This is a genomic window from Kitasatospora sp. NPDC023120, from assembly GCF_055560835.1.
In genome coordinates this window covers 303,115-317,092 of sequence record NZ_JBVHHY010000001.1, presented here as the reverse complement: position 1 = coordinate 317,092, position 13,978 = coordinate 303,115, and the positions used below count along the sequence as shown (strand labels likewise).

Annotated in this window: 9 protein-coding genes; all 9 read right to left on the bottom strand. The window is 69.1% G+C overall.

Going from position 1 to position 13,978, the window contains the following annotated elements; translation table 11 throughout:
- Positions 1–100 precede the first annotated feature (100 nt).
- On the bottom strand, positions 101–3,994 hold the full coding sequence (locus ACZ3TI_RS01520) for a DNA-directed RNA polymerase subunit beta' (RefSeq protein ID WP_465722145.1): 3,894 nt from the start codon (positions 3,992–3,994) through the stop codon (positions 101–103).
- A 100-nt stretch (positions 3,995–4,094) separates the two neighbouring features.
- Positions 4,095–7,571 carry a DNA-directed RNA polymerase subunit beta gene (gene rpoB / locus ACZ3TI_RS01515; protein WP_465722143.1) on the bottom strand — a complete coding sequence of 1,159 codons (3,477 nt, stop codon included), beginning with the start codon at positions 7,569–7,571 and terminating at the stop codon, positions 4,095–4,097.
- A 673-nt stretch (positions 7,572–8,244) separates the two neighbouring features.
- A complete protein-coding gene (gene rplL / locus ACZ3TI_RS01510) occupies positions 8,245–8,631 on the bottom strand; it encodes a 50S ribosomal protein L7/L12 (protein ID WP_465722141.1) in 387 nt (128 codons plus the stop codon).
- A gap of 88 nt (positions 8,632–8,719) precedes the next feature.
- Positions 8,720–9,283 (bottom strand): 50S ribosomal protein L10, encoded by a 564-nt coding sequence (gene rplJ / locus ACZ3TI_RS01505; protein ID WP_465722139.1) that lies wholly within the window; start codon positions 9,281–9,283, stop codon positions 8,720–8,722.
- Between the two features lie 382 nt (positions 9,284–9,665).
- The gene (locus tag ACZ3TI_RS01500; protein ID WP_465722137.1) at positions 9,666–10,544 is read right to left on the bottom strand and encodes an SCO4651 family lipoprotein; all 879 of its coding nucleotides are present in this window, start codon (positions 10,542–10,544) and stop codon (positions 9,666–9,668) included.
- A 141-nt stretch (positions 10,545–10,685) separates the two neighbouring features.
- Positions 10,686–11,528, bottom strand: coding sequence for an SCO4651 family lipoprotein (locus tag ACZ3TI_RS01495; protein WP_465722135.1), 843 nt, complete (start codon positions 11,526–11,528; stop codon positions 10,686–10,688).
- Positions 11,529–11,652: 124 nt separating this feature from the next.
- Positions 11,653–12,435 (bottom strand): hypothetical protein, encoded by a 783-nt coding sequence (locus tag ACZ3TI_RS01490; RefSeq protein ID WP_465722133.1) that lies wholly within the window; start codon positions 12,433–12,435, stop codon positions 11,653–11,655.
- A gap of 200 nt (positions 12,436–12,635) precedes the next feature.
- Positions 12,636–13,358, bottom strand: a complete 723-nt coding sequence (gene rplA / locus ACZ3TI_RS01485) for a 50S ribosomal protein L1 (protein ID WP_030290441.1) — start codon at positions 13,356–13,358, stop codon at positions 12,636–12,638.
- Positions 13,359–13,461: 103 nt separating this feature from the next.
- On the bottom strand, positions 13,462–13,896 hold the full coding sequence (gene rplK / locus ACZ3TI_RS01480) for a 50S ribosomal protein L11 (RefSeq protein ID WP_207809812.1): 435 nt from the start codon (positions 13,894–13,896) through the stop codon (positions 13,462–13,464).
- Positions 13,897–13,978: the final 82 nt, after the last annotated feature.

Here is a 13,978-nt window from a genome sequence, read left to right as displayed (position 1 = left end):
CGCGCGCTCCCCTCCCGGCCCCGGAAACGCCGCAGGGCGGCCACCCCGTGAGGGGTGACCGCCCTGGCGATCAGCGGCCGTCGCCGGCCGAAGAGATGACTCAGCCGGTGTACGGGCCGTAGTCGTAGTCGTCCAGCGGAACCGCCTGGCCGGAGCCGGCGCCGAAGGGCGACAGGTCGTAGTCGTCGTAGCCGACGGCCGAGTACATCGCGGCCTTGGCCTCCTCGGTCGGCTCGACCCGGATGTTGCGGTAGCGGGGCAGACCCGTACCGGCCGGGATGAGCTTACCGAGGATGACGTTCTCCTTGAGGCCCAGCAGCGGGTCCGACTTGGCGTGGATCGCCGCGTCGGTGAGGACCCGGGTCGTCTCCTGGAAGGAGGCGGCCGACAGCCAGGACTCGGTGGCCAGCGAGGCCTTGGTGATACCCATCAGCTGCGGACGGCCGGAGGCGGGGTGACCGCCCTCGGCGACCACACGACGGTTCTCGGTCTCGAAGCGGCCGCGCTCGACGAGCTCGCCCGGGAGCAGCTCGGCGTCGCCCGACTCGATGATCGTCACGCGGCGGAGCATCTGCCGGATGATGATCTCGATGTGCTTGTCGTGGATCGACACACCCTGCGAGTTGTAGACCTTCTGGACCTCGGCGACCAGGTGGACCTGGACGGCACGCTGGCCCATGATCCGCAGGACGTCGTGCGGGTTGGTGGCACCCATGGTCAGCTTCTGGCCGACCTCGACTGCCTCGCCCTCGCTGACCAGGAGCTTGACACGCTTGGAGACCGGGTAGGCGATCTCGTCGGTGCCGTCGTCCGGGGTGATGACGATCTTGCGGGTCTTCTCGGTGTCCTCGATCCGCGCCCGGCCGGTGGCCTCCGAGATCGGGGCCACACCCTTGGGGGTACGGGCCTCGAAGAGCTCGACGACACGCGGCAGACCCTGGGTGATGTCGTCACCGGCCACACCACCGGTGTGGAAGGTACGCATCGTCAGCTGGGTACCGGGCTCACCGATGGACTGGGCGGCGATGATGCCGACCGCCTCACCGATGTCGACCAGCTTGCCGGTGGCCAGCGAGCGTCCGTAGCAGAAGGCACAGGTGCCGACGGCCGACTCACAGGTCAGGATCGAGCGGGTCTTGACCTCGCTGATGCCGTGGCGGATCAGCTCGTCGATCAGGACGTCACCGAGGTCGGTGTTCGCGGTGGCCAGCAGCTTGCCGTCGACGGTGATGTCCTCGGCGAGCATGCGGGCGTAGACGCTGGTCTCGACGTCGTCCGTCTTGCGCAGGACGCCGTCGGCACCGACGACGCCGATCGCCAGCTTCAGGCCGCGCTCGGTGCCGCAGTCCTCCTCGCGAATGATGACGTCCTGGGAGACGTCGACCAGACGACGGGTGAGGTAACCGGAGTCGGCGGTACGGAGGGCGGTGTCGGCCAGACCCTTACGGGCACCGTGGGTGGAGATGAAGTACTCCAGCACGGTGAGACCCTCACGGAACGACGCCTTGATGGGTCGCGGGATGGTCTCGTTCTTGGCGTTCGACACCAGACCACGCATACCGGCGATCTGGCGCATCTGCATCATGTTTCCACGAGCACCCGAGTCGACCATCATGAAGATGGGGTTCGTCTTCGGGAAGTTCGCGGCCATGGCGTCCGCGACCTCGTTGGTCGCCTGGGTCCAGATGCCGACGAGCTCCTGCTTGCGCTCGTCGTTGGTGATCAGACCGCGCTCGTACTGCTTCTGGACCTTCTCCGCCTTCGCCTCGAAGCCCTCCAGGATCTGGGGCTTGCTCGGCGGGACGATGACGTCCGAGATCGAGACGGTGACACCCGAACGGGTCGACCAGTGGAAGCCGGCCGCCTTCAGGTTGTCCAGGGTCGCCGCGACGACGACCTTGGGGTAGCGCTCCGCCAGGTCGTTGACGATCGCGGAGAGCTGCTTCTTGCCCACCTCGTAGTCGACGAACGGGTAGTCCTCGGGCAGCAGCTCGTTGAAGAGCGCGCGGCCCAGGGTGGTGGTCAGGCGGAAGGGCTCGCCCTCGTACCAGCCCGGCTGGCCGTCCTCGTCCACCGGAGCGGTCCAGCCGCGCGGCGGGACGGTGCCGGCCGGCAGGCGCAGCTCGATCGGGGCCTGGACGTCCAGGTCGCGGGCGTCGAAGGCCATGATCGCCTCGGCGGTCGACGAGAAGGTGCGGCCGGCACCCTTCACGTTCTCGCGGTCCGAGGTGAGGAAGAACAGACCGAGCACCATGTCCTGGGTCGGCATGGTGACGGGGCGACCGTCGGCCGGCTTCAGGATGTTGTTCGAGGACAGCATCAGGATGCGGGCCTCGGCCTGCGCCTCCGCGGAGAGCGGCAGGTGGACGGCCATCTGGTCACCGTCGAAGTCCGCGTTGAACGCGGTGCAGACGAGCGGGTGGATCTGGATGGCCTTGCCCTCGACCAGCTGCGGCTCGAAGGCCTGGATGCCGAGGCGGTGCAGGGTGGGCGCACGGTTCAGCAGGACCGGGTGCTCGGCGATGACCTCTTCGAGCACGTCCCACACGACCGGGCGGGCACGCTCGACCATGCGCTTGGCCGACTTGATGTTCTGCGCGTGGTTCAGGTCGACCAGGCGCTTCATCACGAACGGCTTGAAGAGCTCCAGCGCCATGGCCTTCGGCAGACCGCACTGGTGCAGCTTGAGCTGCGGGCCGACGACGATGACCGAACGGGCCGAGTAGTCGACTCGCTTGCCGAGCAGGTTCTGACGGAAACGACCCTGCTTGCCCTTCAGCATGTCGCTGAGGGACTTCAGCGGGCGGTTGCCCGGGCCGGTGACCGGACGGCCGCGGCGGCCGTTGTCGAACAGCGCGTCGACGGCCTCCTGGAGCATGCGCTTCTCGTTGTTCACGATGATCTCGGGGGCACCGAGGTCGAGAAGGCGCTTCAGGCGGTTGTTGCGGTTGATCACGCGGCGGTACAGGTCGTTCAGGTCGGAGGTCGCGAAGCGGCCACCGTCCAGCTGCACCATCGGACGCAGGTCCGGCGGGATGACCGGGACGCAGTCCAGCACCATGCCGTTGGGCTTGTTGGTGGTCTGCAGGAACGCGGAGACGACCTTGAGGCGCTTCAGCGCACGGGTCTTCTTCTGGCCCTTGCCGGTGCGGATGATCTCGCGCAGGCGCTCGGACTCCTCCGCCAGGTCGAAGTTCTCGAGGCGGTCCTTGAGGGCCGCCGCGCCCATCGAGCCGGAGAAGTAGGTGCCGAAGCGGTCGCGCAGCTCGCGGTAGAGCAGCTCGTCGCCCTCGAGGTCCTGGACCTTGAGGTTCTTGAAGCGGGCCCACACCTCGTCGAGGCGGTCGAGCTCGCGCTGCGCGCGGTCGCGCAGCTGCTTCATCTCGCGCTCGGCGCCCTCGCGCACCTTGCGGCGCACGTCGGCCTTGGCGCCCTCGGCCTCGAGCTCGGCCAGGTCGGTCTCGGCCTTCTTGGCACGGGCCTCGAGGTCGGAGTCGCGGCGGTTCTCGATCTGCTGGCGCTCGACCGAGACGTGCGCCTCCAGGGACGGCAGGTCGCGCTGGCGGCGCTCGTCGTCGACCCAGGTGATCATGTAGGCGGCGAAGTAGATGACCTTCTCGAGGTCCTTCGGCGCCAGGTCCAGCAGGTAGCCCAGGCGCGACGGCACGCCCTTGAAGTACCAGATGTGGGTGACCGGAGCGGCCAGCTCGATGTGGCCCATCCGCTCACGGCGCACCTTGGCGCGGGTCACCTCGACGCCGCAGCGCTCACAGATGATGCCCTTGAAGCGGACGCGCTTGTACTTGCCGCAGTAGCACTCCCAGTCCCGGGTGGGGCCGAAGATCTTCTCGCAGAAGAGCCCGTCCTTTTCCGGCTTCAGGGTGCGGTAGTTGATGGTCTCCGGCTTCTTGACCTCGCCGTGCGACCACTGGCGGATGTCGTCGGCGGTGGCCAGGCCGATGCGGAGCTCGTCGAAGAAGTTGACGTCAAGCACTGGTCGTCAAGCCCTCTTTCGTAAGTCGAGAGTCGTTCATGTGGTCTGAGGGGGGCCTGGGGGCGGGCCGGCCGCGGTCGTGCGGCCGGCCCAACCTCCGTCAGACCTCTTCGACGCTGCTCGGCTCGCGCCGGGACAGGTCGATGCCGAGCTCCTCGGCGGCGCGGAACACGTCCTCGTCGGAGTCCCGCATCTCGATGGACTGGCCGTCCGAGGACAGCACCTCCACGTTGAGGCAGAGCGACTGCATTTCCTTGATGAGGACCTTGAAGGACTCGGGAATGCCGGGCTCGGGGATGTTCTCGCCCTTGACGATGGCCTCGTAGACCTTCACGCGGCCGAGCACGTCGTCGGACTTGATGGTGAGCAGCTCCTGCAGCGCGTAGGCCGCGCCGTACGCCTCGAGGGCCCACACCTCCATCTCACCGAAGCGCTGACCACCGAACTGCGCCTTACCACCGAGCGGCTGCTGGGTGATCATCGAGTACGGACCGGTCGAACGGGCGTGCAGCTTGTCGTCGACCAGGTGGTGCAGCTTGAGGATGTACATGTAGCCGACCGAGATCGGCATCGGGAACGGCTCGCCGGAGCGGCCGTCGAACAGCCGGGCCTTGCCGGTGGAGTTCACCAGGCGCTCACCGTCACGGGTGAGGGTGGTGTTGTCCAGCAGGCCGGTGATCTCGTCCTCGCGGGCGCCGTCGAAGACCGGGGTGGCGAGGTTGGTGCCGCCCTCGACCTGGTCGGCGCCGATCGCCTGCAGGCGCTTGGCCCACTCGTCGGCGAGACCGGAGACATCCCAGCCCTGCTTGGCGAGCCACCCGAGGTGGATCTCCAGGACCTGTCCCGGGTTCATTCGGGACGGGACACCCAGCGGGTTGAGGATGATGTCGACCGGGGTGCCGTCCTCGAGGAACGGCATGTCCTCGACCGGGAGGATCTTGGAGATGACACCCTTGTTGCCGTGACGGCCGGCGAGCTTGTCACCGTTGGTGATCTTGCGCTTCTGGGCGACGTAGACGCGGACCAGCTGGTTCACGCCCGGGGGAAGCTCGTCCCCCTCCTCGCGGTCGAAGACGCGGACGCCGATGACCTTGCCGGACTCACCGTGCGGCACCTTCAGCGAGGTGTCGCGGACCTCACGGGCCTTCTCACCGAAGATCGCGCGGAGCAGGCGCTCCTCCGGGGTCAGCTCGGTCTCACCCTTCGGGGTGACCTTGCCGACCAGGATGTCGCCGGTGACGACATCGGCGCCGATGCGGATGATGCCGCGCTCGTCGAGGTCGGCGAGGACCTCCTCGGAGACGTTCGGGATGTCCCGGGTGATCTCCTCGGGGCCGAGCTTGGTGTCACGGGCGTCGACCTCGTGCTCCTCGATGTGGATCGAGGAGAGGACGTCGTCCTGCACGAGGCGCTGCGACAGGATGATCGCGTCCTCGTAGTTGTGACCCTCCCACGACATGAACGCCACGAGCAGGTTCTTGCCGAGGGCCATCTCGCCCTCGTCGGTGCACGGGCCGTCGGCCAGCACCTGGCCGGCCTCGACCCGGGCGCCCTCGTCCACGAGCACCTTCTGGTTGAAGGAGGTGCCCTGGTTGGAGCGGGTGAACTTGGCGGCGCGGTACGTGGTGTACGTGCCGTCGTCGTTCGCCACGGTGACGTAGTCGGCCGAGACCTCCTGGACGACACCGGCCTTCTCGGCGGTGATGACGTCGGCGGCGTCGACGGCGCAGCGGTACTCCATGCCGGTACCGACCAGCGGAGCCTCGCTCTTCAGCAGCGGCACCGCCTGGCGCATCATGTTCGAGCCCATGAGCGCGCGGTTGGCGTCGTCGTGCTCGAGGAACGGGATCATGGCGGTCGCGACCGACACCATCTGGCGCGGCGAGACGTCCATGTAGTCGATCTCGGAGCCCGGGATGTAGTCGATCTCGCCGCCGCGGCGGCGGACCAGGACGCGCGGCTCGGCGAAGTGCAGGTCCGCGGTCAGCGGCGCGTTCGCCTGGGCGATGACGTAGCGGTCCTCCTCGTCGGCGGTCAGGTAGTCGACCTGCTCGGTGACCACACCGTCGACGACCTTGCGGTACGGCGTCTCGATGAAGCCGAACGCGTTGACCCGGCCGTACGAGGCCAGCGAGCCGATCAGACCGATGTTCGGGCCTTCGGGGGTCTCGATCGGACACATGCGGCCGTAGTGCGAGGGGTGCACGTCACGGACCTCGAAGCCGGCGCGCTCACGGGAGAGACCGCCGGGGCCGAGGGCGGACAGACGACGCTTGTGGGTCAGGCCCGACAGCGGGTTCGTCTGGTCCATGAACTGCGACAGCTGGCTGGTGCCGAAGAACTCCTTGATGGAGGCGACGACCGGCCGGATGTTGATCAGGGTCTGCGGCGTGATCGCCTCGACGTCCTGGGTGGTCATGCGCTCGCGCACGACGCGCTCCATACGGGCGAGACCCGTACGGACCTGGTTCTGGATGAGCTCGCCGACGTTGCGCAGGCGACGGTTGCCGAAGTGGTCGATGTCGTCGACCTCGACCACGATGTCGCGGCCCTCGCCGTCACGCCACTCGGTCTCGCCCGCGTGCAGCTTCACCAGGTACTTGATCGCACCGATGATGTCGGGCTCGGTGAGCACGCCGGAGTCCAGCGACTCGGCGTTGCCCAGCTTGCGGTTGACCTTGTAGCGGCCGACCTTCGCCAGGTCGTAGCGCTTCGGGTTGAAGTACAGGTTCTCCAGCAGCGTCTGCGCGGCCTCGCGCGTCGGCGGCTCGCCCGGGCGCAGCTTGCGGTAGATGTCCAGCAGCGCGTCGTCCTGGCCCTGGGTGTGGTCCTTCTCCAGGGTGTTGCGCATGGACTCGTACTCGCCGAACTCCTCGAGAATCATCTCGTTGGTCCAGCCGAGGGCCTTCAGCAGCACGGTGACGGACTGCTTGCGCTTGCGGTCGATGCGGACGCCGACCATGTCGCGCTTGTCGATCTCCATCTCCAGCCAGGCACCACGCGAGGGGATGACCTTGCAGGAGTAGATGTCCTTGTCGGACACCTTGTCCAGGGTGGAGTCGAAGTACACACCCGGGGAGCGGACCAGCTGCGACACGACGACACGCTCGGTGCCGTTGATCACGAACGTGCCCTTGTGGGTCATGAGCGGGAAGTCGCCCATGAAGACCGTCTGAGACTTGATCTCACCGGTCTCGTTGTTGGTGAACTCGGCCGTGACGAAGAGCGGAGCCGCGTACGTGAAGTCGCGGTCCTTGCACTCGTCAATGGAGTTCTTCGGCGGCTCGAAACGGTGGTCGCGGAAGGTCAGGGACATCGACCCGCTGAAGTCCTCGATCGGGGAGATCTCCTCGAAGATCTCCTCCAGACCGGACTTGGTGGGGACGTCCAGACCAGACTCCAGCGCCTCCTCGACCCGGGTCTTCCAGGCCGCGTTGCCGAGCAGCCAGTCAAAGCTCTCGGTCTGCAGGGCCAGGAGGTTCGGGACCTCGAGGGGCTCCTTGATCTTCGCGAAGGAGACGCGGAGCGGGGCGGTGGATGCGGCGGAATTGTTCGAGGCGTTGCGCGGCGCGGCCAAGAGGGGGGTCCTTCCGAGGGCTCGGAGCTCACTACGCGCGTACCAGCCGGGCCTGCTTGGGCTTGGTCCCGCCTCCCTCGCCACTGGCCTCTGCCGGAGTCGAAACCCGAGGTCAGAGCCGCTTTGCGGAGGCGATGCCAGACCCCTTCAGGGCAACGCAAACTCCGGGCGACGAGTCACGGAGCAGCTAACAGGCAGCGCAAAGGGACAGTGTAGCCAAAGGCCACACTGCTGTCCAGCTCTGATTCGGAGACCGAATCGGAGACTCCTCCCGGTAGCCGGCGAGCGCGGACGCCCACCGGGTACTGCTCTAACTCACGTGGAGTCATTTCCCGCCGGAGCCACTGGTTATGCATCCAGCAGCGGACCAACCGGGCGGACTCGCGCCTTGAGAATCGCGCGCCGCGCCGGGTTCGTCAAGGGCCCGCCTGCGGGGCGGACCTCGTCCCGTTCATCGGTCCGAACCCCTCCGGCGTTACAGAAGCCGTGGTGGGGGCCGCCCCGACGACGGTGATCACCATACCCCCCGGCACCGACGGTGCCGAGTGCGCGATCGGCCACACCGGTGGTTCCCGTCGGCACCCGGCGGGGCTCCGGGAACGCGAAAAGGCCGGGCCGACCACCCGCAAGGGTGATCGGCCCGGCCGCACGCCCCCTCAGAGGGGGCGCAAGATCACTTGACGGTGACCTTGGCGCCGGCGCCCTCGAGGGCAGCCTTGGCCTTCTCGGCAACGTCCTTGGCAACCTTCTCCAGGACCTTGGCACCAGCGGTGTCAACGAGGTCCTTGGCCTCCTTCAGGCCGAGGGAGGTCAGGGTGCGCACCTCCTTGATGACCTGGATCTTCTTGTCGCCGGCCGACTCGAGGATGACGTCGAACTCGTCCTGCTCCTCGACAGCGGCCTCGGCGCCAGCGCCACCGCCGGCAACGGCGGCAACGGCGACCGGGGCGGCAGCGGTGACGTCGAACTTCTCCTCGAAGGCCTTCACGAAGGCGGCCAGCTCGATGAGGGTGAGCTCCTCGAACTGCGCGAGCAGCTCGTCCTGGGACAGCTTCGCCATGATGGCGTCCTTCCACTAAATCGGCAGGTGGTGCCGGATGTACGGGTTGGGCGGGCACGGGCCCGCAGCGAGGCGTGAGCCTGCCGAATTACTCGGCGGCAGCGTCCTCGGCGGCGGGAGCCGGCGTACCGGCACCGCCCTGCTCGACCTTGTCGCGCAGCGCGTCCACGGTGCGGACGAGCTTCGACGGCAGGGCCTGGAAGAGCGCGGCAGCCTGGGACTGCTTGGCCTTCAGGGCACCCGCCAGCTTGGCGAGCAGCACCTCGCGGGACTCGAGGTCCGCGAGCTTCTTGATCTCATCGGCGGACAGCGCCTTACCGTCAAGGACACCGCCCTTGATGATGAGAGCGGGGTTCTCCTTGGCGAAGTCACGCAGAGCCTTCGCCGACTCCACCGGGTCACCGGTGACGAAGGCGACAGCCGTCGGACCGTTGAACAGGTCGTCGAGCTCTGTGATCCCGACCTCGTTGGCCGCGATCTTGGTCAGCGTGTTCTTCACCACGGCGTACTCGGCGTTGTCGCCGAGCGAGCGACGCAGGTTCTTGACCTGCTTCACCGAGAGACCGCGGTACTCGGTCAGCAGCGCCGCGGAGGAGCCACGGAACTTGTCCGTGATCTCGGCGACGGCAGCAGCCTTGTCGGGCCTGGCCATAGGCTTACGCCTCCTTCCGTGATGTCGAAGTCAGGCCGACCACGAAAGTCGACCAATTCCGCCGCGGACCGATTGGAGGAAGGAAAGCTCCTGCGGAAATGCAATGAGCCCCGGTGCGCAGGCGCACGGGGCTCGTGACGACCTCGACGGGCGGCCGCGCGAACGCGGGACCCGGAAGTCGAAGCTCCAGACACACCTGCGCGGGCTGCCTGCGACGAATCGCAGATCCTTCGGCCACCGGCTCCCTGACGGGCGCGCGGCGACAACCAGCGGTCTTTGGCTTCCGCCACATTAGCCGGAGCGGTTCGCAAGGTGCAAATCGCCCTCGGACGGAGCAACCCTCGGGGCCGGGCCGGCGGCGGCTCGGCGGGCCGGCGGCGGCTCAGCGGGCGAGCGGGGAGACCGTCCGGACGCCGGTGTCCACGGTGTCCGTCTCGGCCGGCGCCTGCGCCGAGAGGAGGGCCCCGGCGAGGTCGGTGTAGAGCACCGAGTCGTCCACCCGGCCGCCGTCCCCGCTGCCGGTGCGCTGGAGCCGGACCAGCTGGTCCTTCTCGTTGAGCCAGAGGTCCAGGGTGAGCGACTGCGAGCCGCCGGGCGCGAGCGCGGCCCGCAGGCCGTCCCGGCGGGCCTGGGACAGCTGGGTCTGGGCGGCCGCGTACTTCTCGGCGGTGGTGGTGACCCGGTAGTGCTCGACGGTCGAGTCCTCGTACTTCTCCTCGCCGACGAAGGAGGCGTCCGCCCCCTCGGCGGTGGCCGCGGCCAGCGCCTCGACCGGGTTCAGCAGGTCGATCAGCCCGGCGTACGGGACCTCCTTGTGACCGTCCGGGCCGGGCGGGACGGTGAAGCGCTCCCAGTGCCTGCCGCCCTGTCGGGCCGCGGTGGCGGCGTCCCCGCCCTGGTAGGCGACGGTGTCCACGACGATCAGCTGCCCGGCGTCGGCCGGGGTCGAACGCTTGACCTGCAGTGCCGTCTTGGGCTGCCAGAACAGCGGGCCGGACCCGGCGTCCGCGCCGAGCCGGTAGCTGACCTTGGCCCGGCGGGCGGTCTGCATGGCCAGCTGGGAGGAGAGCAGCACCCCGTGCGGGGAGCGGTCGGTCGGCTTCGCGGGCCCGGTCGGGGAGGCGACGGTCGGCGCGGCGCTGGTCGAGGTCGGGCTGTCGGGCGGCGTGGCCGGCGCGTCCGCTCCCCCACCGCAGCCACTCAGCCCGCTCGCCAGCAGGGCCGCGACGGCCACTGCCGCCAACCGCTGCCGTCCCGCCACGTCCGTTCCCTTCCTCGCCCGGCCCCGTCCGACGGCCGCCCCTCGTCCCGGTCACGATGCCACCCCTCCCCCGTCCGCCCGGTGGCGGCCCCCTCGTGGGGCCGCGCGGGCCCCGAGGATCCACCGGGTCGGCGGAACGGGTCAGCCGAGCAGCTTGAGGAGGTCGGCCTCGCTGCCGAGGTCGGCGGCGGCGGGCGCGGTGATCGGGGCGGCCTTGCCGAGGTCCGAGTACTTGACGGTGACGGCGCTCTTGGCGCCGTTCGTCTCGCCGTACTCCTGGTACTGGACGAGTTCCTGCTTGCCGTTCAGCCAGAAGTCGAAGGTGAGGGTCTTGCCGTCCCTCTCCAGCGTCTTCTGGACGGCCTTGCGCTGGGCCTCGGGCAGCGACGACATCCCTGCCACCAGGACGGAGGTGTCCTCGACCGCCCGCAGGTGGGTGGTCTGGACGCCGGCCAGGCTCTCCTGGCCGACCTTGGACAGCTTGCCGCTCTGAGCGGCAACGGTGAGCACGACGACCGGATTGAGCATCTGGGCGGCCGCCCCGAAGGTGTCGCCGGCCTCGTTGCCGCCGGGCATCTTGACCCAGTGCTTGCCGCCCAGGGCCGCGGCCGCGTCGTCGCCGCCGATGTACGTGTCCGCCCCGACCACCCGGAACCGGATCTTCTTGCCGTCCGAGTCGCCGGCCAGGTCCACGGAGGCCTTGCCCGGGTCCTTCCAGTCGGCGTCGCCGGTGCCGCTGCCCTTGGCGTCGTCCGGGCTGGCCATGCTGACCTTGCCGTTGCCGGCCTTCTGCATGACCAGCGCGGAGGCGGTCAGCGCCGCCTTCGGGTCCCCGGTCAGCGCCGCCGCGATCGGGTCGCCGCCCTTGGCGTCACCGCCCTTGGCGTCGTTGCCGCCCTTGCTGCCGCTGCTGCCGCAGGCGGTGACCGCACCGAGCAGGACGACCGTCGTGGCGACGGCCGAAACGAGGCGAACAGCGCGCATGGAATACCCCCGTGAGATCCGAATCGATCCGTGGAAAAGCTGATGGCCGGCTCTTCCCGGCTCTTGCCCAGGCGGACTCTAACGGATCGTCGGATCCCCCACGCGCCGGATCTCCGGTCCCCCGTCAGCCTCCCGCGGCGGGTGTCGCGTCCCCCGTCCCGGAGGATGGGACATCCGTCGTGGTCACGGTGGTTCCGGCGCTCCCGCGGACCGTCTCACGCAGCCTCAGCAGGCGCTCGCCGGGCCCGACCCAGACGTCGAAACCGATCGCCGTCACCCCGCGCTGCCGGTACCAGTCGACCGTCGCGGCACGCCGCTGCGGGCTCGACTCCTGGTCCGCGCCGAAGAACTCGTCCACCGGCGCGGAGCCCTGGTAGTGCGCGACGGTCGTCCCGTCCAGCTGCTCGCCGCCGAGCGAGCCGAGCACGACGTTCTGCGCGATCGCGTACGCGCGGCTGCCCGGGGTGGTGACCAGCGCGGTCATCCAGCCGCCCGCGTAGCCGTCCGGACCGGCAGCGGCCCCCGGGTCCAGCGACTCGGCGGTGGACCGGTCGGCGTGCCCGGCCGCGCCGCCCTGGTACGCGAGGTCGACCGCGCCGTCCTTGAGCGCCAGCTGCCCGGTGCCCGCCTCGTCGGTGACGGTCAGCGCGGCCTCGTCCCGGGGGCCCCAGACCAGCGTGCCGCTCGCGGTGCGCCGGCCCTCCGGGCCCTCCCGCACCACCTCGACCCGGGCGCCGCCCGCGTCGTCCAGTGCCCGCGCGGCCGCGAGCACCACCTGCTTGGGCGGTACGACCGTCGGGCCGGCCGGGGTCCGGGTGTCCGGGGCGGCCAGCAGGCTGCAGCCGGCGCCGGCGCCGAGCACCAGCAGGGCCGCCACGAGGACGGCGGAGCGGGGGGCGGGGCGCACGGCACACTCCGTCGGTCACGGGTTCTCCACATGCGGACCGACAGAGCGTACGACGACTCGGTCAACCGTTCCCATCCGGGCAGGTCCCGGCGCCGCAACCGGTCCGGAGACCGGCCCCGGGCCGGGAAACGACGGCGGGCCCGCACCCCCGGTGAAGGGGGTACGGGCCCGCCGTACGGACTGCTCTAGAGCGCTGGGGCTCAGACCGCGGCCGGGTCCTCCTCGACGAGGAGGTTGCGGGTGCGGTTCGGGTCCACCTGGATGCCGGGGCCCATGGTGGTCGAGAACGCGGTCTTCTTGATGTAGCGGCCCTTGGCGGCGGACGGCTTGGCGCGGAGCACCTCGTCCAGCGCGGCGGCGTAGTTCTCGACCAGCTGCTCGTCGGTGAAGGAGGCCTTACCGATGATGAAGTGCAGGTTCGAGTGCTTGTCGACGCGGAACTCGATCTTGCCGCCCTTGATGTCGTTGACAGCCTTGGCGACGTCCGGGGTGACGGTGCCGGTCTTCGGGTTCGGCATCAGACCACGGGGACCGAGCACGCGGCCGAGGCGGCCGACCTTGCCCATGAGGTCCGGGGTGGCGACGACGGCGTCGAAGTCCAGCTTGCCCTTCGCGACCTCGTCGATCAGCTCGTCGGCACCGACGATGTCGGCACCCGCAGCACGCGCGGCCTCGGCACGCTCGCCGGTCGCGAAGACCAGGACCCGAGCGGTCTTACCGGTGCCGTGCGGGAGGATCACGGTGCTGCGGACCATCTGGTCGGCCTTGCGCGGGTCGACACCCAGACGCATGGCGACCTCGACGGTGCCGTCGAACTTGGTGGTGCTGGTCGCCTTGGCGAGGCGGACGGCCTCGAGGGGGGCGTAGAGGCGCTCGCGGTCGACCTTGGCGTCCGCGGCCTTCAGAGCCTTGCTGCGCTTCACTGCTGCTCCTGAATGGTGATTGGAGTTGTGGTAGTCAACGGGCCTGCGCAGGCCCTACCACAGGGGGCGGCTGAGCCGATTTGTCCCTGACGGGACGGGGGGATCAGCCCTCGACGGTGATGCCCATCGACCGGGCGGTGCCGGCGATGATCTTCTCCGCCGCGTCCAGGTCGTTGGCGTTCAGGTCGGGCATCTTGGTCGTGGCGATCTCGCGGACCTGGGCGCTGGTGAGCTTGGCGACCTTGGTCTTGTGCGGCTCGCTGGAGCCCTTGTCGATACCGGCGGCCTTCAGGATGAGGCGCGCGGCCGGCGGCGTCTTCGTGATGAAGGTGAAGGAACGGTCCTCGTAGACCGTGATCTCCACCGGCACGATCATGCCGCGCTGCGACTCGGTCGCAGCGTTGTAGGCCTTGCAGAACTCCATGATGTTGACGCCGTGCTGACCCAGCGCGGGGCCGACCGGCGGCGCCGGGTTGGCCGCACCGGCGTTGATCTGGAGCTTGATAAGCCCCGTGACCTTCTTCTTCTTGGGAGGCATTTCTCTCCGGGTCCTTCCGAGAGGTGATTGCTGGTGCGTGCCGAACCGGGGCGACACCCGGCCGCCAGCACACACATCGGAC